The organism is Mucilaginibacter sp. A5337, from assembly GCF_059690695.1.
The window spans coordinates 692,176-714,800 of the sequence record NZ_JCAWEC010000004.1 but is presented as its reverse complement, the minus strand read 5'-3'; the positions used below and the strand labels follow the sequence as shown (position 1 = coordinate 714,800).

Sequence of the window (22,625 nt, the reverse complement as noted above, 5' to 3'; positions counted from 1 at the left end):
AGATTTTTTATATCGGGTTACAAGTTACCGCTATGGTGTTATGCTACTGTAACCTGCAACTATTTTTAATATTAAAAATCCTCCCTGATGCTTTTAACGGAATCAGGGAGGCTTTAAATATTTGTTCCTTGTTCCCCCTTCAGGGGGTTAGGGGGCTTATTCTTCTGTTTCGGCAGCCGGAGCTTCAGCTTCGCCTTCAGCAGCTACTTCAGCAACTTTGCGGGTTCTTTTGCCGCCTTCGTTAGCTTCAGGAGCATCAGCTTTAGATTTTGCAGCTACTGCTTCTTTTTCAGCTTCGTCTTCTTTTTCGCGTTTACGCTCTTCTAAACCTTCTTCGATAGCTTTGATGATGATGCTGGTGATCAATGAAATTGATTTGGTAGCGTCGTCATTCGCAGGGATCGGGAAGTCGATGTTTGAAGGATCAGAGTTGGTATCAACCATAGCAAATGTAGGGATGTTCAACTTCAATGCTTCTGAAACCGCGATGTGCTCTTTCTTAACGTCGATCAGGAATAATGCTGCAGGTAAACGGTTCAGATCAGAGATACCACCTAAAAGGGTTTCTAATTTGATACGCTCACGCTGAATCATCAGACGCTCTTTTTTAGAAAGGTTGCTGTAAGTACCGTCTTTAGTCAATTTATCGATGTTTGACATCTTTTTGATCGACTTACGTACAGTAGCAAAGTTGGTTAACATACCACCTAACCAACGCTCAGTGATGTATGGCATGTTTACGCTTTTTGCATAATCAGCAACGATATCTTTCGCTTGTTTCTTTGTAGCTACGAATAATACTTTACGGCCTGATTTTACAATTTGTTTTATAGCTGCAGCAGCTTCTTCAACCTTAGTTAAGGTTTTATTTAAATCGATAATGTGGATACCGTTACGCTCCATGAAAATGTACTGTGACATTTTCGGATCCCATTTGCGGGTAAGGTGACCAAAGTGTACACCAGCGTCCAGTAAATCCTGATAAGTTGTTCTTGCCATTTTGTTGTCCTCCTTTGATTAACGTTTACTGAATTGGAATCTCTTACGTGCTTTCCTGCGACCTGGTTTTTTACGCTCAACCATACGGTCATCGCGGGTCATTAAGCCTTTAGCACGTAATGCCGGTTTCTTTTCAGCATCAAGTTCAACAATAGCTTTAGCGATAGCTAAACGAACGGCTTCTGCCTGTCCTTTTACACCACCACCTGCAACGTTTGCTTTAACATCGTATTTTCCGGTGCTACCAGAAACCTCAGTGCTCTGAGTTACGATATATTGCAATGGCAAAGTAGGGAAGTACTCTTTGTAATCTTTACCGTTAACGATGATCGCGCCATTTCCTTCTGTAAGGTAGATGCGGGCAACGGCTGTTTTTCTTCTGCCTGAAGTGTTAGTTGTTGGCATTTTTTTTCTCCTTAAAAATTAAAAATTAAATGGCTTTTGGGTTTTGTGCAGCATGAGGATGCTCAGCACCTGCATATACATGCAAATTGCCGAATAATGCTTTACCCAAACGATTTTTAGGTAACATACCACGTACCGCTTTCTCGATGATGCGGGTTGGATGTTTCGCCAATAACTCCTTAGGAGAAATAAAACGCTGACCACCTGGATATCCAGTGTAACGAACATAAACTTTGTCGCTTAGTTTGTTGCCGGTCAGTTTTACCTTGTCTGCGTTGATAACGATCACATTATCACCACAGTCTACGTTTGGGGTGAAATCAGGCTTGGTTTTACCACGAATGATCATTGCGATCTTCGTAGACAAGCGCCCCAAAATCTCGCCTTCGGCGTCAACAACAACCCATTGTTTGTTAACGGTTTTTTTGTTGGCTGAGACAGTTTTGTAACTTAACGTATTCACTTGCTTTAAATTAAATTGTTTAAACGTTTATTATACCCCGTATTTTCGGGACTGCAAAGATAGGGTTAATTATCTTATTAGCAAATAGATTTTAAGGAAATTTTACAACGCTTTAAGAGCAATCTCAGCTCAGGCTTTTTTCCGGGGAAGTCGATTAATCGCGATACAAAATAGAAGATGCATTTTATTACTCAATCATCTGTTACCAACGTTACCTGTGCATAACTTTATGATCTTACTTAATTGATCCGAAGGCACAGCTATCTTACATGCTTTTCATCTTTTTGTTTTTTTGATTCCAGTCCAGTATATATCCGGATTCCCTGAAATTTCGTTTCTCAGATGCGTATCAATAATTATAACAGTATCACCTAAAACCGAATCGCGTTTAAATGACTTACAAACGTAAACATCCGCACATGGTGCAGCATCATCCTTTACTTCAGGCAAAGCTTTACATAAATAAACTGATAATACCGACGCCCCCATAACAGAATCAACAATGTGGCCATCCGCTTCTATCATTTCCGAGGTATTTAAATTACTACCCTAATTGCCTTTTGTGCTCCTGGATTGCACGCAACTAAAAACAATCCGCAAGATAAACTAATTAATAGCAATGCTCTTACAATCAAACTTCAACAAAACTCCATTAAAACCACATTTATAGTTTCCAAATAGCAGCTTTAAAGCAAAAAATCCCATTAGCGTTAACTAAGAGGATTTCTTTTTCTGTAGCACCAACAGGGATCGAACCGGTGACGCAAGGCTAAATAAGGAATTTTTATTTGACTCGCTTATATATTTCTACAGATTGGCCATTTGTAGCACTATTAATCACCTGAGTATATTCGTCATGGCCATTCATCGTTACTTTAACAGTAAATTTATTACCCTGAAGAAGCTTATAATTTGATATTTGCTCTTCTTCCCTAAGCGTATCATTACTAAAAGTAAATACCCCGGTACCAAACCCATTTTTAAAGATGTTTTTTTCCTTATTCTGAACGAACCTGTGGACGAAAATAAAATGCCCTCCCCAGAATATTTTATACTGCGTTACATCAGTGGGGATCGTGTCTTTGCCTTTTACTGTATAGGTTCTTTCCATTTTCCATAAACCATCAAGCGCAGAACTATCCGCCGGCGGGAATCTTTTATAATCTTCCTTCAATGCATATTTCACACCTTTTACCGTGGCAAAGTCGGGAATGACTTGACTATAACCATCAGGCTTCTTTGTAACCTCAAGATTATACGTTAGGGATGAATCAAGCGCTCTGCTGGTGTAAATACTATGTTCCTTAAGCCGGTTAGCCGAGTCAAGCGTATAAGTGCCTACACCAAACCCAACAGATGAGTCGGGTACTATACTGGCATATAAATAGTTATGATCCGTGTAGATTTTAATTTGCGTTCGTTTAATAACAGAGTCTTTGCCTCCGCCATCAAGTACTTGTTTTTCAAGTTCATATACACCCGACAGGCCTGCCTCGGACGACTTCTCTTTTTTCTTACATCCAAAAATCAAGAAGCTAAATAAAGCTGCGAAAATTAAAATCTTATTCATAATGCTTAAGGTTTAATATGATATAGGAATTTATTTCGTCTGGTGGAGTTTTTTATTTGGCGGTTGATAACTTAAGTAAAAGGCCAAGTAAGGACAAAATAAATGCCTAAAATTTTACCACCATAAATAATACAATTGGTTACCTAAACTTACAAATAATATATATGATAAACAATTTGTTGATAAATTATTAATAGCTTGTCAGTGAGTTATTTAAATTGAAATAAAATCACCTGATTAGATAAGGAGTGACGTGAATGAGAATCAATATTTGGCTTGCAATAGCATTTAAAACAAAAAATCCCCTTAACGTTAACTAAGAGCATTTCTGTTTCTGTGGTACCAACTGGGATCGAACCAGGGGCACAAGGATTTTCAGTGGAATGCTCTGCTTTTATAATTCGCTTAAGATCGATAGACTATTCAGATAGCTGCCTTAGATCCTCAATTATTTCTCGATTTTTAGTCTCGAAGGCGTCGATTATACCCTTTATTTTCAATCCCATTCCCTGGTTCAAGCCCAGTCAGGTGATGTTAAAAGTGTTCTTATTCGCTCAATACACGCATTTGATCCAAAATATCGTTCGAATTCCGTACTGTCTGGGCGCAAAACTTACAAAAGCATATGATTAGACCCCTAATCAGGAGGAGTTGCATAAATTTGAGCTTATCGCCGACTTTCAACGAAAGCGGGATATTGACGCAGTAGACTTCTATGGAATGATCTGGCAAACCAATTTGTCCAATCCTCCTTATTTTAATGGTGGTAATCAGGTACAGCTACCTATTTATATTTTGTTGACGAGCTTAGCTTTTATGTAACGTCCTATACTATTTGAAAACTCTTCCGATCCTTGTTTATTTAAGTGAAATACATCAGAGAACTTTTCGGGCCGAAAGTTAAAGTTGGGATCTGACGAATAATCCAAAAACGTTACGTTAGGATATTGTTTGGTAAACTTCACGATCAGCTTCTTTTCTCCAGCCTGATTATCCAGGTAAAAAGGATTTTTTAAGACAGTTGGTGAAATGACAACCAATGTTTTAATGTTTCTTTTGGCGCTATTATCCAAAAAGGTTTTAAAATACCTGACACCCTTTTCTTCCGGAATATCTTTACGCTTTTTGATTTTTAAATAGCGTTTATTCATTCTTAAACTATAATCATCTACCTCGGGTTTAGTCATCTGACCTTCCAGCGGTAAATACCCGTTATCATCTTTTTTTACAGTTTTAGAAAACAGGGTATTAGTGGCCAGTATAAACGCCGAGGAATTGAAAGGATAGGTTTGGGATAAAAGTTTGTAAGGCTCAAACGGACTAATTTCCTGAATGTATTTGATAAATTCAGGGTGTTTATTGCAATAGGGTAGCAGGATGCTTAATTTATCGTATTTGGATTGATCAATCCCTAATTCTCTGGGACTAATATCTAATATGATGAATTTTGGGGTATGCCTGTTTAACGAAATTTCTTCCATGGCGGTTGAGTACGGTATCATCAGTCCGTCCCGACCCGAATCATAACAAGTTAGTCCTGTTATTTTAGATATAATGGATGGCGAATAATGACGCACAGCCCTTGAACTGCCATAAATCATAATGTCTTGTCTGGCACTGTCAATAGCGTAGGTAGTTTGACTAAACTGCCCAACCCGCTGGCTGAAATAGATTTTTCTGAATCCGGCTCCCACTACAAAGTCAAGTAATATCAATACCACAAGAAAGCCAACCGGTTTAATCAGAAATTTAGCAAAAGACTTAGTTTTCATCAAAATTGAAAATATATAAACTGACCACCGTTAAACACTCCCAACAACAATATTAAAATAATGGTGAAGGCTACCGCCCCCCATCTTAAGGCAATATTGGGCGAAGTAAAGAAATTGAATTTTTCAGGGTAATATTCCATTTTGTACTCCACTGCAAACAGCAGAAATATGGCCAAAATGGAATGAGCAAAATTGCTTATACCATCGCCAAAAAATGGTTTAGCTCCAAAACTCTTTAAATCACGAATCAGTGTCAATGCATCTGTAACGCTATTAGCCCTGAAAAATATCCAGGCAAAGGTTACGAATAAGCCGGTCAAAGCCATATTTCCTATTCGTATTACTGTAGCAGTTACTTTACTTTGCGGCTCTTTGCGTAAATATGGTTTAATGATCATATACACAACAGAATATAAACCATGCAAAATTCCCCATATGATATAAGTGTAATTGGCACCATGCCATATACCGCTTATTAAAAATACTATAAACAGATTAAGGTATTGTCTTTGTTTTGTTACCCGGTTTCCTCCAAGTGGGATATACAAATAATCACGGAACCAGGTTGATAAAGAGATGTGCCATCTGCGCCAAAAATCCTGAATGTTGGTTGCAAAATACGGGCGTTCAAAATTTTTCATCAAGTCAAAACCCATTGTTCTGGCGCAGCCAATGGCTATGTCGGTATAACCGGAAAAGTCACAATAAATTTGCACCGAAAAAAATATAGATGCGATTACAATGGTCGTTCCGTTATGCAGCTCTGGATTGTTATATACCGAATTTACAAAAATGGCAAGGCGGTCGGCTACGACTATTTTTTTGAAAAAGCCCCAAAGCATCATTTTTAAACCGGATTTCATTAATTCGTAATCAAAACGATGTTCGGTATGCATCTGGGGGAGTATATTCTGAGGCCTTTCTATCGGACCGGCAACCAGTTGCGGGTAAAACATCACATACAGACTGTAAATACCAAGGTGCCTTTCTGCCTTTTGATTACCCCGATACACCTCGATGGTGTAGCTCATGGCCTGAAAAGTATGGAACGACAAACCGATAGGTAATAAAATAGTTAAATAAGGTATCGGATCATGATAGTTAAACTTTCCCATAAACCTATCTATATTAAGATTCAGGAAGTTGAAGTATTTGAAAAATGCGAGGATACCTATATTGGCTGCTAAACTTACTGCTAAAAGAAGCTTTCGGCGCTGTTTATCTTGGGCTTTTTCAATGTATATGCCTGCCATGTAATCAATTATGATAGTAAAACCCAATATCAGAATATAGATGGGTACAAAGGCCATATAGAAGTAACAGCTTGCAAGTAATAGTATGATCCATCTGAATTTATGGGGAAAGGCAAAATACAGTGGCGTGACTATTATATAAAAAAGTATGAAACTTACAGAGTTAAACAGCATATGTATATAAATAAGCTATGCTAATTAGTAACATAGAATATATTTCACCTATGCTTATGTGATAACAAGGTAAAGGTGAGATCGACACAAAAATATTAATGTATATTTTTAATCAATAAATATTTATTAAATAATCTTGAATCTATTTTGTCAAACCCAATGATGCGAGACGCAAACAAAATCACAGAAGAATCAAATTATTAATCAGCAGAATAGAAAAACCGCATTTAGACATCGTACGGGCACTTTTAAAGCAAAAAATCCCCTTAGAACTAACTAAGAGGATTTCTGTTTTTGTGGTACCAACTGGGATCGAACCAGTGACACAAGGATTTTCAGTCCTTTGCTCTACCATCTGAGCTATGGTACCAAACCGTTCCCGTGTTTGGGGAGTGCAAATGTAGGTTTTTTTTTATGTTTGAAAACTTTTTTTTGAAAAAAGTTTCTATTTAGCCGTGTTTTTTAAATAAGTGTACAGGTAATCAGCCAATTAATTTTCAAATTTTTTTTCGATCTCAAAACATTTTGCACTTAGAACAATTCATTTAACTTTGATAAAATTACTATGCACGCATAATGATTGCTCAATTTATATTTATTATCATCCTGGCGGCCGCTGTTTACCTGTTTAGCAAAAATGTGGCTAAAATAAGGCGCAACATTTTATTGGGTAAGGATACCGACCGTAACGACCAGCCTGCCCTGCGCTGGAAAGTGATGGCTAAAATTGCCCTGGGACAAACCAAAATGGTGAAGCGCCCGGTGGCGGCCGTAATGCACTTTTTTATCTATATAGGGTTTATCATTATCAACCTCGAGGTACTGGAGATCATGATTGACGGAATTTTTGGCTCGCACCGCATCTTTTCGCACCCACTTGGCGGCCTGTACGGTTTCCTGATAGGCGCATTTGAGATATTGGCAGTGCTGGTGCTTACGGCCTGTATCGTTTTCCTGTGCAGGCGCAATGTCGTACACCTGAAAAGATTCACCGGTACAGAAATGACCCAATGGCCAAGATCGGATGCTAATTATATCCTTATTACCGAGATTTTGCTCATGACAGCCTTCCTGACCATGAACGCCGCAGATTATAAATTACAATTACTGCATTTTGGTCATTATGTTACTGCCGGAAGTTTCCCGGTGAGCTCATTGCTGGCGCCGTTGCTTCCTGATGGGGCTTCGGCATTGGTAATTACAGAACGGGTTTGCTGGTGGTTTCACATTGTAGGGATCCTGTGTTTTTTAAATTACCTGCCCTATTCAAAGCATTTTCACATCCTGCTGGCGTTCCCCAATACGTACTATTCAAACCTGAACCCTAAAGGTAAATTTACCAATATGGCATCGGTTACCAATGAGGTGAAAGCGATGCTGGATCCCTCATTTGTGCCTGAGAATACCGGCGAACCAGGACGTTTTGGCGCCAAGGACGTAACCGACCTTACCTGGAAAAACCTGATGGAGGCTTATACCTGTACGGAATGTGGCAGGTGTATATCGGTTTGTCCGGCAAATATTACAGGAAAGCTGCTTTCGCCCCGTAAGATCATGATGGATACCCGCGACCGGATCACCGAAATCGGTAATAACATTGACAAGCATGGCAAAGATTATAACGACGATAAATCATTGCTTGATAATTACGTTACCCGCGAAGAGCTTTGGGCTTGCACCAGTTGCAATGCCTGTGTAGAGGCTTGCCCGGTAAATATCAATCCGTTGGAGATCATAACCGAAATGCGCCGTTATATCGTAATGGAAGAATCGCAGGCCCCGGCAAGTCTAAACAATATGTTTGGCAACGTTGAAAATAATGGAGCCCCCTGGAAATACAGCCAGGCCGACAGGTTTAACTGGGCAGAGGAATAGTTTTTACAGATCATAGTTCATGGTTCATAGATCATGGCTGTGAAGGAAAATAACAAAATAATTAACAATGGTCCATGGACTATCGACCATAAATAAAACCATGAACTATGAACAATGAACCATTGGTCATCCCGACCATGGCCGAAATGGCTGCTGAGGGCAAAGAACCCGAAATTTTGTTTTGGGTTGGCTGTGCCGGCAGCTTTGATGAGCGTGCCCGCAAAATTACCCGCGATATTTGCAAGATACTGCACCACGTAGGCATCAGCTACGCTGTTTTAGGCACGGAAGAAAACTGCACCGGCGACCCAGCCAAACGTGCAGGTAACGAATTTCTGTTCCAGATGCAGGCCATGATGAACATCCAGGTGCTGGATGGTTATAACATTAAAAAAATAGTTACAGGTTGTCCGCATTGTTTCAATACCATAAAAAACGAATACCCTGGTTTGGGTGGTAATTATGAGGTGATTCATCATACACAGCTTATTCAACAGCTAATTGACGCCGGTAAGCTAAAAGCCGAAGGCGGTGAAAGTTTTAAAGGAAAGAGGATCACCTATCATGACCCCTGTTACTTAGGTCGTGGAAACGATGTTTATGAAGCCCCGCGGGCAGCACTGGAGATCCTGGATACTGAGCTGGTGGAAATGAAACGTTGCAAATCAAACGGTTTATGCTGCGGTGCCGGCGGTGCTCAGATGTTTAAAGAGCCGGAACCCGGCAAAAGGGACATCAATATTGAACGCATTGCCGATGTTATTGAAACTAAGGCCCAGGTGGTAGCCGCCGCCTGTCCGTTTTGTATGACCATGCTTACCGATGGCGTAAAAAACCACGATAAAGAACAGGAGATAAAAGTGCTGGATATTGCCGAGATTACAGCAAGGGCTAATGGCTTATAAACTATTCATCCTCAAATAATTCAACGCACTCTTCAGGCTATCAAACCGGGCCAAATTCATATTGTGTACCGGTAAGCCAAGTGTAGTAGCCATTGAATCGATATTACCCTCAGGGTCTTCGTAGGTTTGTACAATGATATCATCAGCTTGCGTATTGAATTTTACTGTACCCGCCGTGTCGCTGCCCAGGTAATCAACATTGGTTAAGCGGTGCAGGTTAAAGGAAAAATATTCCTTTTTACCCTGTTGATAAGTTTTTCGCAAACGTAAAAAATAATCGCTGGTAAGGGTTATCTCCCACTTTTTGAGGTTGATATCAGGCGTGGGGTTAAATGAGCCGTTGAGGCATTTATTACTCCAGTTTAACCATTCCTGTTCGCTCATTTCGGCTTTAAAACCGTAATTTAGCACACTAAGGGCTAAAATTGATGTAATGAGTGCGGTTTTTCCAATTGATGGCAGAATTGATATTTTCATGACAACAAAATGTAACCCGAAGTTAATAAATTGATATTTTTGGAAATGAAATTTTCTCCACAGTCAAGAGTTTGGATCTATCAGTCGGACAGGAAATTAACCGACCAGGAAGTACAGCAGATCCAGCCCGAGCTGGATAGGTTTGCCACCAACTGGACAGCTCATAATAACCAGCTTAAAGCCAAAGCCGAGATCAGGTATAACCGTTTTTTCATATTGATAGTTGATGAAAGCCAGGCAGGCGCCAGCGGGTGCTCTATCGATAAATCGGTTCATTTTATGCAGCAGGTGCAACAGCATTTAGGCATTAATCTTTTCGACAGGTTTAATTTGGCTTATCGCGAAGGCGAGGAAGTACTTTCATTACCACGGCATGATTTTGAGGCTAAACTGAAAGATGGCAGCATCAATAAGGAAACTGTTGTTTATAATAACCTGGTACAAAACTTAAACGAGCTTGAAACTAAATGGGAGGTGCCGTTCAAAGATAGCTGGCATATCCAGCTATTTCGTGACCTGGTAGCCAATTAATTAACCCGCTGATCAAATTTTTTAAATTTACTGTACTTAAGCCGTGCAAATGTTTACCTTTGGCACAAAATTTAGATATAAATCATCTATATTGATACTTTATAAATAAGCTATAAAAATGAAAGGCTTCATCTCAACCAGAACTTACGGATTTTTAAACTACGTTGTAGCCCTGTTAATGATTTCATCATTATGGACTTTTGATACAATTCATGTTGGCGGCGCTGCTTTATTCCTGCCTTTGATCATTGGCTGGTTACAGTTGATCATGGCTATCTTTGCTAAAAACGAAATGGGTTTTATCAAACAATTCCCGATGGTTATGCACAATGCCGGTGACGTACTTATGGGCTCGTTTTTGTTTTGCTCACCTTGGGTTTATGCCTTTTCTGATAAATTGGTAGCTCCGCAATTGATTTTTGGTGCTTACCTTTTAATTGTTGGTTGCTTTACCAAAGGCTCTCCATTTATTAACGTGCAAAAAGAAGAAGATCACGGCGTAAGCTATAACGCATAATTTTTTTTCTAAAAAGATATAAAACAAAGAGGGCGCTCAATGAGCGCCCTCTTTGTTTTATATGCCAAGTTCTTTTGCCTGTTGTTCTTCGCGCTGGTTACGCATTATTTTGGTGAAGCCGCGGTGATTATGTTCTTCATCAAACAAAGGGAAAAACAATCCGCTCCCCCAAAAACGGGTGCCGTCCTTACGCACATGGTAGCGTTCATCAATGGCACGGCCCAGGCTCAGTGCTTTTTTTAATTCAATTTCGGGCTTGCCGGCAGCTATATCTTCAGTAGTAAAAAAAATCCGTGCATTAAGGCCTAAAGCTTCCTGTTCGGTGTAGCCAAGAACTTTCTGGGCACCGGTATTCCAACTATTGATATTCCCGTTTTTATCGGTGGTTATTACCGCGTAATCTTCAAGGCTATCCAGTACCTGTCTAAAAAATTCTTCGCTCATCCTAAAATAGGTATCATCAAAAATATCTTTGTCGGTTACCTCATCATCAAATGATTGATATTCTATAAAAATACTGGTTTTGTCAACGCCGCATACCAACTGCATAGGCTCACGGGTTATGCGGTAAAATGTTTCAAAGCCTGCGGGCAAATTGTTAAGCTCTGGCTTAGCTTTAACGGGTACAAGGGTGATATCAACAACCTCTTCGGTTTGTTGGTTTACGGTTACTTTTACCAATACATATTCGTAGCCCTTTTCAATCAGGTCGCCAAGTAGTTGCGAGGTTAACGGAGTGCGCATTTGTGATAGATTACTTAATGAAAAACATTTTTAGAACAAAAATGACACCATTTATAGTAGAACAGCCCTTAACCCGGGCAATTACAGTTAAAACACTTCGTTAAGTCCTAAAAAGAAACCGCTTGAACCATAAGTTCCCCTGGCATAATCAATACAAAGATTAGAGCGCGTGTATTTATTAAACAACAATCGCAAGCCTGCACCGCCGCCGGGTTCCCAATACCTGAACAGTTTTATGCGTTGCTGGTTGTTAGCTGTTTCGGCATTAACAAAAGCAACGCCACTAAGCAACTTATTACTTGTTAGTGGAAAGCGGTATTCGGCCTCATTATACACAAAGGACATACCTTTAAAACGCCCTATGATAAACGCTCTGCCAATGCGGCCATAAGCATCGCTGCCGGTGCCGGGCAGTTCAAGGTAAGGCAGCGCCCCGCTTAACAAGTAGTTTGACCAGTGCCACAAGGCAAAAACATGTTCGGGGTGGGTTGATGACAGGCTCCAGTATTTCCTGAATTCAAACTTTACCTGCATGGCATCGCGGTTGCTGCCCAGCCAGGTTTGGTTGCTCCGCAAAACTATATCGGCATAAATACCCCTGAACGGGCGATTAGGTTGATCGCGGTTGTTGAACTGAAAATTGAACAACAAGCCATTAGCCTGATACGAGCTAACCGGGAAACCATTGCGGATGCTATAACGATAATTGTGGGTTTGGGTTATGGGAATATCTCTGCGGTCGTCATCAATGTGGCTGTAATAATTGAAGCTTAGCCCGGCACCTATATATAAGTGATGTGCCAGTTTGCGGTAGATGCGTTCATTGGCTTTGATATACAGGTAGCGAATAGGGAAAGCATCGGGATTGTTTTCAAAGTGGGTATTGTTCATGAAAAAACTGCCTTCGCCGAAGCTGCGCCTGCCGGTGCCAAGGCCGTTATCCATGGCAACAGTTTTCCCTATTTGTACGGTGCCCTGCAGGTTCCATTGATTTTGTGCCGAAAATGCATTCTGCTTGAATTCAAAAGTAGAAAGTCCGCTTGTTGACAAGTAAAAACCTGCATTGATTACCGAAAGGGTTGTATTAGCAGGATCACCAAAGTATTTTCCTCCGGATGAAATTACCCCTACAGCAAAACCCACACTTGGATTATAAGCGGCAGAAGGCAGTACCGACCAGTAAGTACGGTTTTGTGCTTGTGTAGTTGCTGCCGAAGGTTTACTGCTTTTGCCACTGAAAAAGGCAGCCAAAATACCGTTGGCATCAACCTGTGATTGTAAGGAGTCAACCGGATCGGCCAGGGTTTGGGCAAATAGCTCGCAGGTACTTAAAAGTACAAATAAGGTTAAGGTAAGCCGGTAAACAGCGCGAGCCAATTGATCAGGGGTTTATAAGTGTTCCTGCTAAGATATTTATATCATCTGAATGTAAAAAACTTATTACAAAATAAAACAGTGCTGCATTTCGCTTTTGATTCCGCGTGTTTAAATGCTTTTTTCGGCTTTAAAATATGTTGTTTTTAAATTGTATTTTTGAAATAAGGCGAATAACAACAAGGCGCCAGCCGTTATGAAAAAGGAAACAGAACGGAAATATGTAATGAAAATATGGCGGTCAATGAAACGCCATCTCCGCTCTTTTATCAAAAACGGCGAACAGGAAGACTTGCATCATTTTCGTACCGGGGTAAAAAAATTGCGAGCGCTTTTGATCCTGGCCGATAGCGCAGAAAAATCACCCGGGCTGGAAAAACGTTTCAAACCCGTTCGTAAAATATTTAAGCAGGCCGGCGAAATCAGGAATGCCTATATAAACCGGGAGCTGGGCAAAACAGTAGGTGAAAACACCGATTTTATGAGGGAACAACAGCAGATCATGGAAACCGCTACCCTGGCATTTAATGCAGATAAAGACCAGCACCGGTTGAGCCTCCGAAAAACACGTCGCAATATATTAAAGCGGATCAGGTCGGTTAGCAAACTACATCTCACTTTATATTACCATCAACAACTGGAAAGCATTGCAGCAGGCTTAAACCAGCTGCGCTTTGACGAAAGTCTGCATACCTGTCGTAAACAACTGAAAGTACTGTTATATAATTATGCGCTGGCCGGTCCGGAATTAGAGATTTCTTTTAATGAAGCTTATATTGACCAGGTGCAGGAAGCTATTGGCAACTGGCATGACAATCAACTGGCTATTGAACTTTTTACAACCGGCGAAGCCAGCGATGGCAACGAAATAGCCAGGGGCCTGAAGAAACAATCGGCCAAACTCAAAAAACAACTCACCGTGCTCACCCGCAATTTTCAGGAACAGGCAACCACTGTAACCGAACTGCCCATTCCACAGGTTGATTAACGCTTATATCTGTTGTTGTTTGCGCTTGTACTCACTTGGCGTGCAGCCGTATTTAGCTTTAAAAACAGTAGAAAAGTAATTAGGAGTAGAGAATCCTACCATGTAGGTTATTTCCGAGATTGGGTAACCCTCGTTCATTAATAAATACTTTGCTTTTTTCAGCCTGCGGTTTAATATGTAATCAGATATGCTGCAGCCAAGCAGCGCTTTAACCTTGCGGTAAAGCTGGATTCTTGAAACACCTATCAACTTACAGATCTCATCAACGCTAAAATTTTCATTGGCTAAATTTTGCTCTACGATACCAGCAAAATCATTCAGGAACTTTTTATCAAGCGCCTTGGATACGGGCACGGTGGATTTACTTACGTCGCTGGTAAAATGTTCTTTCAGCATCACCCTGCTTTTAATTAAATTTTTCACGGTGGCAAACAGGTATTCAAAGTTAAAGGGTTTAACAATATAAGCATCGGCCATACAGGTTATACCGTCAATCTGCTGTTCAACGCTGCCTTGTGCTGTTAAAAGAATAATGGGGATATGCGAGGTACGGATATCCGTTTTTAATTTCACCGTTAAAGTTTTACCAGACATGCCCGGCAATACCACATCAGATATGATCAGATCCGGAACGCGCTCAAAGGTTTCATTTAATCCGCTAATTCCGTTATCCGCCGTAAATATCTCATAAGTTGCGCCCAGTTTTTCGGTAAGATAACTCAAAAGGTCTTTGTTATCTTCGATGATCAGGATAGATTGCTCCCTCGGAGCTCCGAATGTTTGCCCTTCATCCGCTACGGCAATGGGTGCGGCCAGGTCTGTAACATAAACTTTCGCCCGTTCCTCAATATCTGTTTGTGTGGTGTTAGCGTGCCCCTGCACATCGCGGTCAAAGTGGTTATTACCCAATAATAAGTTAATGGTAAACGTAGTTCCCTCCCACTTTTTGCTTACTACATCTATACTGCCCTGATGCAAAGAAATAATTTCTTTTGACAAAGCAAGCCCCAAACCTGATCCCCCCGACAAGCTATTCTCGGCCTGGTAAAACTGCTCAAATACATGAGCGGTTTCCTGTGGTTCCATGCCAATCCCATTGTCCTGTATGGCAATATCAACCGAGTTATTGTCTTTCCTTTTGAAACTTACCTGGATCCTGCCATTATCGCTGGTAAATTTTAAGGCATTAGCTATAATGTTAAAAAATACCTTATCTAACAAATTGACGTCATACCAAACCACTATCTGTTGCTCATCGCTTAACAGGCTGATGCTGATATTGCGTTTCTGCGCATTTTCCTGAAAGCTGGTTATGATTTCCCTGGCAAACTCAACAATATTGTTAGGCGATACATTGATCTGCTGTTTATCGTATTCTATTTTACGATACTCTATCAGCTGATTAACCAGACGCAACAAACGGTATACGTTTTTATGGATCAGTTTCAGACTTTTGCCGGCCACAAGGTTCAGTTTTTCGTTGGCCATCATATCTTCTACCGGCGAGAGGATAAGCGTGAGCGGGGTGCGGAATTCATGGGAAATATTAGTAAAGAACTGCAGTTTGGCTTCTGTTGCCACCTCAGCTTTTGCCGACATCTCGATCAGCTGGTTACGCTGCTGCAAAATTTCGTTGTTTTTAACTTCCAGGCTTTTGTTGATCTTCCGGTTTTCCATGAGCCAGTAAAATGCAAGGCCTCCAAAAACAATGGCCAGCACCAGCGATATTACAATTACATTTAAAACCAATTGCTGGCTATTATACACTTCGCGCTGCTCTGCCAATAACGATTGTTGCCGCTCGATATCCTTTTGCTGGCTGTTTATTTTGCCCCATTGCATTTTCATTAACTGCACGTTTGAAGAGTCAATAACAACCGACTGCAACAGGTTTTCCCGGGCAAAAGATTCTTTATTCAGGATCCTGAAGGCAGTCATAATGGCTTCCTTACCTCCAGTGGGATATATCATACTGGCGTTGATGTTTTTTGAAGCAACCATTTGCAAGCCTCCACCATGGCCTGGTAAGGCATCAACCCCCAATACTTTAACACCCCGAATTTTAAGCTCATCGAGCACCTCCCTTGTGCCATGGGCCATAACATCATTATGGGCAAATATCACATTAGCATTTTTTATAACTGGCGCTATCCTTATCAATTGCTTTTTAGCGCTATCCTTCAACCAATCACCATATACCCTGGCAGCTATAGTTATACCCGTATATTTCTTAAGGCCATCAGAAAAGCCGCGGTCCCGCTCAATCGCCGGAGAAGAGCCTGGCAGCCCCATTACTTCTACAATATTTCCGCTGCCTTTTAATATAGAGCCGGCATATTCACCTGCCATTTTACCAATCTGGTAGTTATCAGCACCAACATAAGCCGTATATAAAGCCGATGACGTTTTGCGATCAATCACAATTACCGGAATCCCTTTACTATAGGCCTGCTCCACTATTCCGGTAAGGGGTTGTGCCTCATTGGGCGATATGATCAGCAGGTCGATACCGTCGTCAAGCATCTTCTTTACCTGTTCAACCTGCCTGGCGCTATTACCATCGGCATCGGCATAAACGAACTGCGCATCAGGATGTAATGAAAGTTCCATTCTCATTTCATCAAGCATAGTACGACGCCACAGGTCAGAGCCGATACACTGTGAAAAGCCAATTGTATACTGCGATGTTTTATCGGTCTTTTTACATCCGGCAGCAATAAGCACCATAAAACAGATCAGCAGCATGCCGGTCAGTAAGTTTTTAGCATGCCATTTGTTGAAAAAGGCCATAACATTAGTTTGGAAGAAACGGGTAATTAACAGGATTACTTATTGGTTTATTTTTTCCCTTTGAGGGTTAAACAAAGTAAAGATATCTATAAACGTTCCTGAAAAACAAATTTAAGGGGGCAGGCAGCCTTCGCAATAACTGTGGTAATGTAACCAAATTGAAAGTAACGGGTAACATAAACAAACATCGGGCTACAAAATAGCGACATCAATAATTTTATCTAACTAAAAATCAACAAGTTAAATACAGATTGATTTTTATACTTTATTGATACGAAATCAATAACCCCTGCACGGCCTATTGCCCTACTTTGGCCTCAATAAATCCAATATAACACCTTTTATAATTATTATGAGAAAACACTCCGTCCTGGCCTGGTCCATGGTCGTGGCCCTTGGTGGCTTCCTTTTCGGGTTTGATACCGCTGTAATATCAGGCGCCGAAAAATCTATCCAGCAGTTCTGGCACTTATCCGTAGTAGAACATGGGCTTACCATATCTATCGCATTAATAGGAACGGTTATCGGCTCATTATTAGGGGCCCGGCCTTCAGATCTGTTTGGCCGCAAAAACACACTTTACTTTGTAGCCGCAGCATATTTACTATCATCATTAGGTACAGCACTGGCCGATAGCTGGTATGTGTTCCTGGTTTTCAGGTTATTGGGCGGTCTCGGTGTTGGCATATCATCTGTTACGGCACCTATCTATATTTCGGAAGTTTCACCGGCCGACCGCCGGGGCAGGCTGGTGGGCTTATTCCAGTTTAACGTGGTATTAGGGATACTGATCTCGTACCTGTCCAACTACCTGATAAGCCAGGTTGGCGAAACTTCATGGCGTTGGATGCTTGGTGTGCAGGCCTTTCCTTCAGCATTGTTTTTTGTGCTGATCTACTTTATACCCGAAAGCCCGCGCTGGCTGATCCTTAAAAAGGGCGAAATGGCAAAAGCGCTCGGCATACTACGGATCATTAACCCGCTCAACTGCGATCAGGAGCTGGAATCTATCAAAAATTCAACTTTAAATGATACGGCTTCAAGCGGCAGCCTCTTTTCGGGTCAATATAAAACCCCTGTTGTACTGGCTGTACTGTTTGCCTTTTTTAACCAGGTTTCGGGCATAAATGCCATCATTTACTACGCACCACGCATATTTGAAATGGCTGGTTTGGGTGCCCATTCATCTTTATTATCAACAGTGGGCCTTGGGGCAATCAACTTTGTATTCACCCTTGCAGCCATTAATATTATTGATAAAGTAGGGCGCCGGATCCTGATGCTTATTGGCTCGGTTGGCCTTATCATTTCCCTGTTCCTGGTAGCCTATACCTTTTACTCGGGGCACATGAGCGGCTTTGCCGTACCTGCTTACATGATGCTGTTCATCGCATTCTTTGCGTTTTCGCAAGGGGCAGTTATCTGGGTATTTATTTCAGAAATATTTCCAAACCAGGTACGGGCAAAAGGCCAGACACTGGGTAGCTCAACCCATTGGATCATGGCAGCATTGATCGCTTTCTCCTTTCCGTATTTCGCCGAAAAACTTGGCGGCACAATAACATTTTCCTTTTTCGGCACCATGATGATATGCCAGTTAATTTTTGTGTGGAGGCTGATGCCCGAAACCAAAGGCCGGTCGCTGGAGCAAATTGAAACTAACATGGTCATGCATTAATCAAGATCAGCGATGATGAACTTACATACAAATACCTTAACACCGGCCATTTGCTATGGCGAAATACTCTGGGATGTTTTGCCGGATGGCCCTCAACCCGGCGGCGCATTGCTTAATGTTTCATACCACCTTAATAAACTGGGCATGCCCGCCAGCCTGGTAAGCAAAATAGGTAATGATACCGATGGCCAAAAACTTGAAAACCTGCTCGACAACTGGGGGATAAAAAAGCACCTGCTGCAAACAGATACCGAACACCCAACCAGCCAGGTAATCGCTAAAATGAATAACGGCAACGAGGTATCATATGAAATTATTTTTCCCGTAGCCTGGGATTTCATCAATGACAGCGAGCATATTAAAACACAGATCAGGCCTTCAACCTATTTCGTTTTCGGTAGCCTTGCATCAAGGAACAGCGTATCGCGCAATACTTTGTTTGAGCTGCTGGAAAGCGATGCTATCAAAGTATTCGACATCAACTTAAGACCACCTTTTATAAGCCGCGATTTGCTGGCCGACCTGCTGCACAAAGCCAACATTGTAAAATTTAACCAGGCCGAGCTTGAGATGGTACAGGGCCTGTTCAGGGGTTCGTTCTGGAAAGAATCGGAACAGATCAAATTTATACAGGATCATTTTAACATACCCGAAATCATAGTTACCAAAGGCGAGTTCGGTGCTTCCTATTATAAAGAAGAAAAAGCCTGGCACATTGCCGGGCGCGAAGTAAAGGTAAGGGACACCATAGGCAGCGGCGATTCGTTTTTAGCAGCATTCATAGCCAACCATTATCGTGGCGCATCGCCCGAAATATTATTAAAAAATGCAATAGCGATGGGCGGCTTTATTGCAACAAAGAAAGGAGGTTGTCCGGATTATAAAATCAAAGAATACCAAGACTTTATAAACAGAATGTTTTAACCAAACCAATTACACTTAAACAAAAATCAATGAGAAAATTATTACTTATCTGTTCCTTTCTTATACTGTTAATAAGTGAAGGATACGCGCAATCCCGAACCATTACCGGGACTGTGTTAGATAACTCCTCGAAACCTATAGACGGAGTTACCATAGTGGTTGTTGAAACCCAAAAATCAACACTATCAGATGCCAGCGGAAAGTTCAGTATTGCTGTAAAAAATGGTCAGTCGGTGCGGTTTTCGTACGTGGGTGCAAAACCAATAGTCATCACTGTTACCGCTGATACCAAAACACTTGATGTAATATTTAAAGATGCCGAAAACAAGCTTAATGAGGTTGTTGTAACCGGTTACACCTCCGAAAGGAAGAAAGATTTAACGGGCGCAGTTGCAGTTGTTGATCTGGCACCGGTAAAAAACAACAGTTCGGGAAATACCATGCAGGCATTGCAGGGCCGTGTTGCGGGTTTATACATCGAAAAAGACGGATCGGCAAGTGGTGCAACCAGCAGGATCCTGATCAGGGGGGCCAATACTTTAGGTAACAATAACCCTTTGTATATTATTGACGGGATACCTACCACCAGGCCGGAAGTATTTCAAAACCTGTCGCCTTCAAATATAGCATCGGTTCAGGTATTAAAGGATGCCTCATCCGAATCAATTTACGGCTCACGCGCATCTAACGGTGTCATCATCGTTACCACCAAAAACGGCGGCAATACAGATGGTAAGGTGCAGTTTCAATTTAATAACAGCACTTCAATCCAGTCCGAAAAATCGTTAAGGTTTAAAATGCTGAACGCTGTTGACAGGGGCAAAGCTTTGTGGCAGGCCTCAGTTAATGACGGACAGGATCCGGCCGCAGGTTACGGAGAGATTTACAATTTTGACTGGAATAATAACTTCAATAACCCTGTTTTAAACAGCGTTACGCCCAAACCATACGTTGGCGGCGATCAAAATACTCCCGTTGGCGATACCGACTGGCAAAGCGTGCTGTATAAAACAGCCTTTGTTTACAACAATGATTTCACGGCTTCGGTAGGTAATAAAAACTCTTCTATCCAGATAAACTTCGGAAACATAAAAAATACCGGCCTTGTGCGCTTTACCAAATACGGACGTACCACCGGGAGCATCAACGCCATAACCAAAGCCTTTGACAGCAAAGTTACTTTTGGCGTTAACATCAAAATCACCAACTCGAACGAAACCCTCACCACTAACGATCTGGGCGGTGCCTCAACTCCATTCCTGGCAGTTACGCTGGCACCAACCATCCCTGTATATCAAAAAGATGGTGTAACCTATGCCGGCGAATCGGGTGCAGGCTACTCTGACAGGAACAACCCGCTGCATATGCAGGACCTCGCAAAATGGAATAACACCAACAAGTTAAACACATTTGGCAACGTATTTTTAGAAATACAGCCCATTAAGAATTTATTCTTCAGATCAAATTATGGTGCGGATAATTCCGACTACCTGAGCAAGGTGATTACACCAACTTTTTCGGAAGGTGCCCTAAACCGTACTACCAACAGCTTATTCTTTGATCAAAATCATTATTTAAGCACCACACTTTCAAATACTTTAAGATATAGCTTTGATTTAAACAACAAGCATCACTTTAAGATATTAGTGGGTACGGAATATGTTAAAACCTTTACCGATTTTCAAACAACCTTAAAACAAGGGTATGCCATTCAAACAGAAGACTACTTTACGTTAGATGCCGGCACAGGAAATACCATTGTTACAGGCAGATCGACTGGTAACAGGTTGTTTTCACAGTTTGGCCGTTTTGATTACAACTATGCAGGCAAATACCTGGTGTCGGCTACCGTTCGTCGCGATGGTTCATCAAGGTTTGGTGCAAATAACCAGTACGGTATTTTCCCTTCTGCCTCACTTGGCTGGAAAATAGACCAGGAAAATTTCATGAAAAACGGCAGCCTTTTTTCTGAACTGAAATTAAGAGCGGGCATAGGCCGTGTTGGTAACCAGGAAATCGGCGACCTGTCGCGTTATGCACTTTACAACACCCGTTATGGCACTACCCAAAATCAGCTTACCCCCGGCTTTTGGGAACAATATATGAATGTGGGTACTGCATATTCATTATCTGGTGCTAATACAGGCTCATTACCATCCGGCTTTGTTCAAACCCAGGCAGATAACCCTGCCCTTAAATGGGAAACTACCGACGAGCTAAACACCGGTCTTGACTTTGCTATATTAAACGGAAAGATTTCCGGTTCATTCGATTATTTCACCCGGAAAACCACCGGAATCCTGATCACCCCTCCGGTTGCATCGGCCTTGGGCGAAGGGCAATCTAAAACCGTTAACGGTGCATCAAAAACCAATAAAGGCTGGGAGTTTTCGGTTACCTATCACGGGCAACATGCGGGCGACTTTAATTACAACGTTACTTTGAACTTTTCTCATTTCAGGGACAAGATCACCGATTTGCCGGAGAATGTTAGGCCAGCTTACCCTGGGAATATTGACAATACCATCATAGGACATTCGCAGTTTGACATATTTGGCTATAAAACGGCTGGTCTGTTCCAATCTCAGGCTGAAGTTGATGCAGCACCAACACAGATCGGAGCAGGGCCGGGCAGGATCCGTTATGTCGACATCAATCACGACGGAAAAATTGATGCCAACGATCAAACCTGGATAGGTACTACGCTGCCGGCCTTAGAGTATGGTGCGAGAATTGACCTGACCTACAAAAAGTTCGACCTTTCTATATTTGGATCAGGCGTTGCCGGCCGCAAAGGGTTTGATGTATATACCTTGTATAATAATTTGATGCATAGCCGCGAAAATGTAGGCCCCGGCGTATTTGACGGCTGGACACCGCAGCATACCAACACCAATGTGCCGGCATTAACACTGAAAGACAATAACAATGAAGGCCGTACTTCCGATTACTTTATTGTTAACACGTCTTATTTCAAATTAAGGAACATTCAACTTGGATATACCATTTTACCTAAAGCTGTATTTACCCGCTTAAGAGTGTTTGCCATGGCCGAAAACATCTTTACTGTAAAAAGCAGCAAGTACCTGAGCCCCGATCCTGAGCGGATTGATCTTAACCCCATCCCAATTCCAAGGATCTTCAGTTTTGGCGTCAACGCATCATTTTAACGAAAAAAAATATTCA

General features: G+C 41.6%; 19 protein-coding genes and 1 tRNA gene. 8 read left to right on the top strand and 12 right to left on the bottom strand.

Annotated elements, in window-relative coordinates; genetic code table 11:
• Nucleotides 1–156: 156 nt before the first annotated feature.
• The 8 genes from rpsB to AC59JO_RS16915 form a co-directional block, all read right to left on the bottom strand.
• Nucleotides 157–999 (bottom strand): 30S ribosomal protein S2, encoded by an 843-nt coding sequence (gene rpsB, locus AC59JO_RS16950; protein WP_413669563.1) that lies wholly within the window; start codon nucleotides 997–999, stop codon nucleotides 157–159.
• A gap of 18 nt (nucleotides 1,000–1,017) precedes the next feature.
• On the bottom strand, nucleotides 1,018–1,404 hold the full coding sequence (gene rpsI, locus AC59JO_RS16945; RefSeq protein ID WP_090529485.1) for a 30S ribosomal protein S9: 387 nt from the start codon (nucleotides 1,402–1,404) through the stop codon (nucleotides 1,018–1,020).
• A 25-nt stretch (nucleotides 1,405–1,429) separates the two neighbouring features.
• The gene (rplM, locus tag AC59JO_RS16940; RefSeq protein ID WP_091220406.1) at nucleotides 1,430–1,867 is read right to left on the bottom strand and encodes a 50S ribosomal protein L13; all 438 of its coding nucleotides are present in this window, start codon (nucleotides 1,865–1,867) and stop codon (nucleotides 1,430–1,432) included.
• 276 nt (nucleotides 1,868–2,143) lie between these two features.
• A complete protein-coding gene (locus AC59JO_RS16935) occupies nucleotides 2,144–2,392 on the bottom strand; it encodes a hypothetical protein (RefSeq protein WP_497306659.1) in 249 nt (82 codons plus the stop codon).
• Between the two features lie 259 nt (nucleotides 2,393–2,651).
• Nucleotides 2,652–3,437, bottom strand: a complete 786-nt coding sequence (locus AC59JO_RS16930; RefSeq protein WP_497306657.1) for a hypothetical protein — start codon at nucleotides 3,435–3,437, stop codon at nucleotides 2,652–2,654.
• Between the two features lie 788 nt (nucleotides 3,438–4,225).
• The gene (locus tag AC59JO_RS16925) at nucleotides 4,226–5,209 is read right to left on the bottom strand and encodes a hypothetical protein (RefSeq protein ID WP_497306655.1); all 984 of its coding nucleotides are present in this window, start codon (nucleotides 5,207–5,209) and stop codon (nucleotides 4,226–4,228) included.
• A complete protein-coding gene (locus AC59JO_RS16920) occupies nucleotides 5,209–6,462 on the bottom strand; it encodes an MBOAT family O-acyltransferase (RefSeq protein WP_497306653.1) in 1,254 nt (417 codons plus the stop codon). Before AC59JO_RS16920 ends, AC59JO_RS16925 begins: the two co-directional genes overlap by 1 nt.
• 471 nt (nucleotides 6,463–6,933) lie before the next feature.
• A tRNA-Phe gene (locus AC59JO_RS16915) sits at nucleotides 6,934–7,006 on the bottom strand.
• 206 nt (nucleotides 7,007–7,212) lie between these two features.
• On the opposite strand from AC59JO_RS16915, the gene AC59JO_RS16910 reads away from it, so the two are divergent.
• Both AC59JO_RS16910 and AC59JO_RS16905 read left to right on the top strand, forming a co-directional pair.
• Nucleotides 7,213–8,511 carry a 4Fe-4S dicluster domain-containing protein gene (locus AC59JO_RS16910; RefSeq protein ID WP_497306651.1) on the top strand — a complete coding sequence of 433 codons (1,299 nt, stop codon included), beginning with the start codon at nucleotides 7,213–7,215 and terminating at the stop codon, nucleotides 8,509–8,511.
• A 107-nt stretch (nucleotides 8,512–8,618) separates the two neighbouring features.
• Complete coding sequence (locus tag AC59JO_RS16905; protein WP_497306649.1) at nucleotides 8,619–9,416, top strand: (Fe-S)-binding protein; 798 nt, start codon at nucleotides 8,619–8,621, stop codon at nucleotides 9,414–9,416.
• Here AC59JO_RS16905 and AC59JO_RS16900 read toward each other — a convergent pair.
• Nucleotides 9,411–9,893, bottom strand: coding sequence for a hypothetical protein (locus AC59JO_RS16900; protein WP_497306647.1), 483 nt, complete (start codon nucleotides 9,891–9,893; stop codon nucleotides 9,411–9,413). The two genes, AC59JO_RS16905 and AC59JO_RS16900, sit on opposite strands and share 6 nt — an antisense overlap.
• A 45-nt stretch (nucleotides 9,894–9,938) precedes the next feature.
• Between AC59JO_RS16900 and AC59JO_RS16895 the strand changes: the two genes are divergently transcribed.
• A complete protein-coding gene (locus AC59JO_RS16895; RefSeq protein ID WP_497306645.1) occupies nucleotides 9,939–10,424 on the top strand; it encodes an ABC transporter ATPase in 486 nt (161 codons plus the stop codon).
• A 118-nt stretch (nucleotides 10,425–10,542) separates the two neighbouring features.
• On the top strand, nucleotides 10,543–10,941 hold the full coding sequence (locus AC59JO_RS16890) for an SPW repeat domain-containing protein (protein WP_413669572.1): 399 nt from the start codon (nucleotides 10,543–10,545) through the stop codon (nucleotides 10,939–10,941).
• A gap of 57 nt (nucleotides 10,942–10,998) precedes the next feature.
• On the opposite strand, the gene AC59JO_RS16885 is transcribed toward AC59JO_RS16890, so the two are convergent.
• Both AC59JO_RS16885 and AC59JO_RS16880 read right to left on the bottom strand, forming a co-directional pair.
• Entirely contained in the window at nucleotides 10,999–11,685 is a 687-nt protein-coding gene (locus tag AC59JO_RS16885; RefSeq protein ID WP_413669573.1) for a PAS domain-containing protein, read from the bottom strand.
• An 87-nt stretch (nucleotides 11,686–11,772) separates the two neighbouring features.
• Complete coding sequence (locus AC59JO_RS16880) at nucleotides 11,773–13,062, bottom strand: BamA/TamA family outer membrane protein (protein ID WP_413669574.1); 1,290 nt, start codon at nucleotides 13,060–13,062, stop codon at nucleotides 11,773–11,775.
• A gap of 193 nt (nucleotides 13,063–13,255) precedes the next feature.
• On the opposite strand from AC59JO_RS16880, the gene AC59JO_RS16875 reads away from it, so the two are divergent.
• On the top strand, nucleotides 13,256–14,047 hold the full coding sequence (locus tag AC59JO_RS16875; RefSeq protein ID WP_497306642.1) for a CHAD domain-containing protein: 792 nt from the start codon (nucleotides 13,256–13,258) through the stop codon (nucleotides 14,045–14,047).
• 3 nt (nucleotides 14,048–14,050) lie between these two features.
• On the opposite strand, the gene AC59JO_RS16870 is transcribed toward AC59JO_RS16875, so the two are convergent.
• On the bottom strand, nucleotides 14,051–16,837 hold the full coding sequence (locus AC59JO_RS16870) for a hybrid sensor histidine kinase/response regulator transcription factor (protein ID WP_413669576.1): 2,787 nt from the start codon (nucleotides 16,835–16,837) through the stop codon (nucleotides 14,051–14,053).
• 352 nt (nucleotides 16,838–17,189) lie between these two features.
• On the opposite strand from AC59JO_RS16870, the gene AC59JO_RS16865 reads away from it, so the two are divergent.
• The 3 genes from AC59JO_RS16865 to AC59JO_RS16855 are packed head-to-tail and all read left to right on the top strand — an operon-like array spanning nucleotide 17,190 to nucleotide 22,609.
• Nucleotides 17,190–18,515, top strand: coding sequence for a sugar porter family MFS transporter (locus AC59JO_RS16865; protein WP_413669577.1), 1,326 nt, complete (start codon nucleotides 17,190–17,192; stop codon nucleotides 18,513–18,515).
• 15 nt (nucleotides 18,516–18,530) lie between these two features.
• Nucleotides 18,531–19,439: a carbohydrate kinase family protein gene (locus AC59JO_RS16860; protein WP_497306639.1), complete on the top strand. Its 909-nt coding sequence runs from the start codon at nucleotides 18,531–18,533 to the stop codon at nucleotides 19,437–19,439.
• Between the two features lie 29 nt (nucleotides 19,440–19,468).
• Complete coding sequence (locus tag AC59JO_RS16855; protein WP_497306637.1) at nucleotides 19,469–22,609, top strand: SusC/RagA family TonB-linked outer membrane protein; 3,141 nt, start codon at nucleotides 19,469–19,471, stop codon at nucleotides 22,607–22,609.
• Nucleotides 22,610–22,625: the final 16 nt, after the last annotated feature.

Coding starts and splice junctions, on each gene's coding strand:
- AC59JO_RS16925 (WP_497306655.1), bottom strand. CDS start 5,209: ATGAAAACTAAGTCTTTTGCTAAATTTCTGATTAAACCGGTTGGCTTT.
- AC59JO_RS16870 (WP_413669576.1), bottom strand. CDS start 16,837: ATGGCCTTTTTCAACAAATGGCATGCTAAAAACTTACTGACCGGCATG.
- AC59JO_RS16885 (WP_413669573.1), bottom strand. CDS start 11,685: ATGCGCACTCCGTTAACCTCGCAACTACTTGGCGACCTGATTGAAAAG.
- AC59JO_RS16910 (WP_497306651.1), top strand. CDS start 7,213: ATGATTGCTCAATTTATATTTATTATCATCCTGGCGGCCGCTGTTTAC.
- AC59JO_RS16855 (WP_497306637.1), top strand. CDS start 19,469: ATGAGAAAATTATTACTTATCTGTTCCTTTCTTATACTGTTAATAAGT.
- AC59JO_RS16865 (WP_413669577.1), top strand. CDS start 17,190: ATGAGAAAACACTCCGTCCTGGCCTGGTCCATGGTCGTGGCCCTTGGT.
- rpsI (WP_090529485.1), bottom strand. CDS start 1,404: ATGCCAACAACTAACACTTCAGGCAGAAGAAAAACAGCCGTTGCCCGC.
- AC59JO_RS16895 (WP_497306645.1), top strand. CDS start 9,939: ATGAAATTTTCTCCACAGTCAAGAGTTTGGATCTATCAGTCGGACAGG.
- AC59JO_RS16900 (WP_497306647.1), bottom strand. CDS start 9,893: ATGAAAATATCAATTCTGCCATCAATTGGAAAAACCGCACTCATTACA.
- AC59JO_RS16860 (WP_497306639.1), top strand. CDS start 18,531: ATGAACTTACATACAAATACCTTAACACCGGCCATTTGCTATGGCGAA.
- AC59JO_RS16920 (WP_497306653.1), bottom strand. CDS start 6,462: ATGGCAGGCATATACATTGAAAAAGCCCAAGATAAACAGCGCCGAAAG.
- AC59JO_RS16930 (WP_497306657.1), bottom strand. CDS start 3,437: ATGAATAAGATTTTAATTTTCGCAGCTTTATTTAGCTTCTTGATTTTT.
- AC59JO_RS16875 (WP_497306642.1), top strand. CDS start 13,256: ATGAAAAAGGAAACAGAACGGAAATATGTAATGAAAATATGGCGGTCA.
- rpsB (WP_413669563.1), bottom strand. CDS start 999: ATGGCAAGAACAACTTATCAGGATTTACTGGACGCTGGTGTACACTTT.
- AC59JO_RS16890 (WP_413669572.1), top strand. CDS start 10,543: ATGAAAGGCTTCATCTCAACCAGAACTTACGGATTTTTAAACTACGTT.
- AC59JO_RS16935 (WP_497306659.1), bottom strand. CDS start 2,392: ATGATAGAAGCGGATGGCCACATTGTTGATTCTGTTATGGGGGCGTCG.
- AC59JO_RS16905 (WP_497306649.1), top strand. CDS start 8,619: ATGAACAATGAACCATTGGTCATCCCGACCATGGCCGAAATGGCTGCT.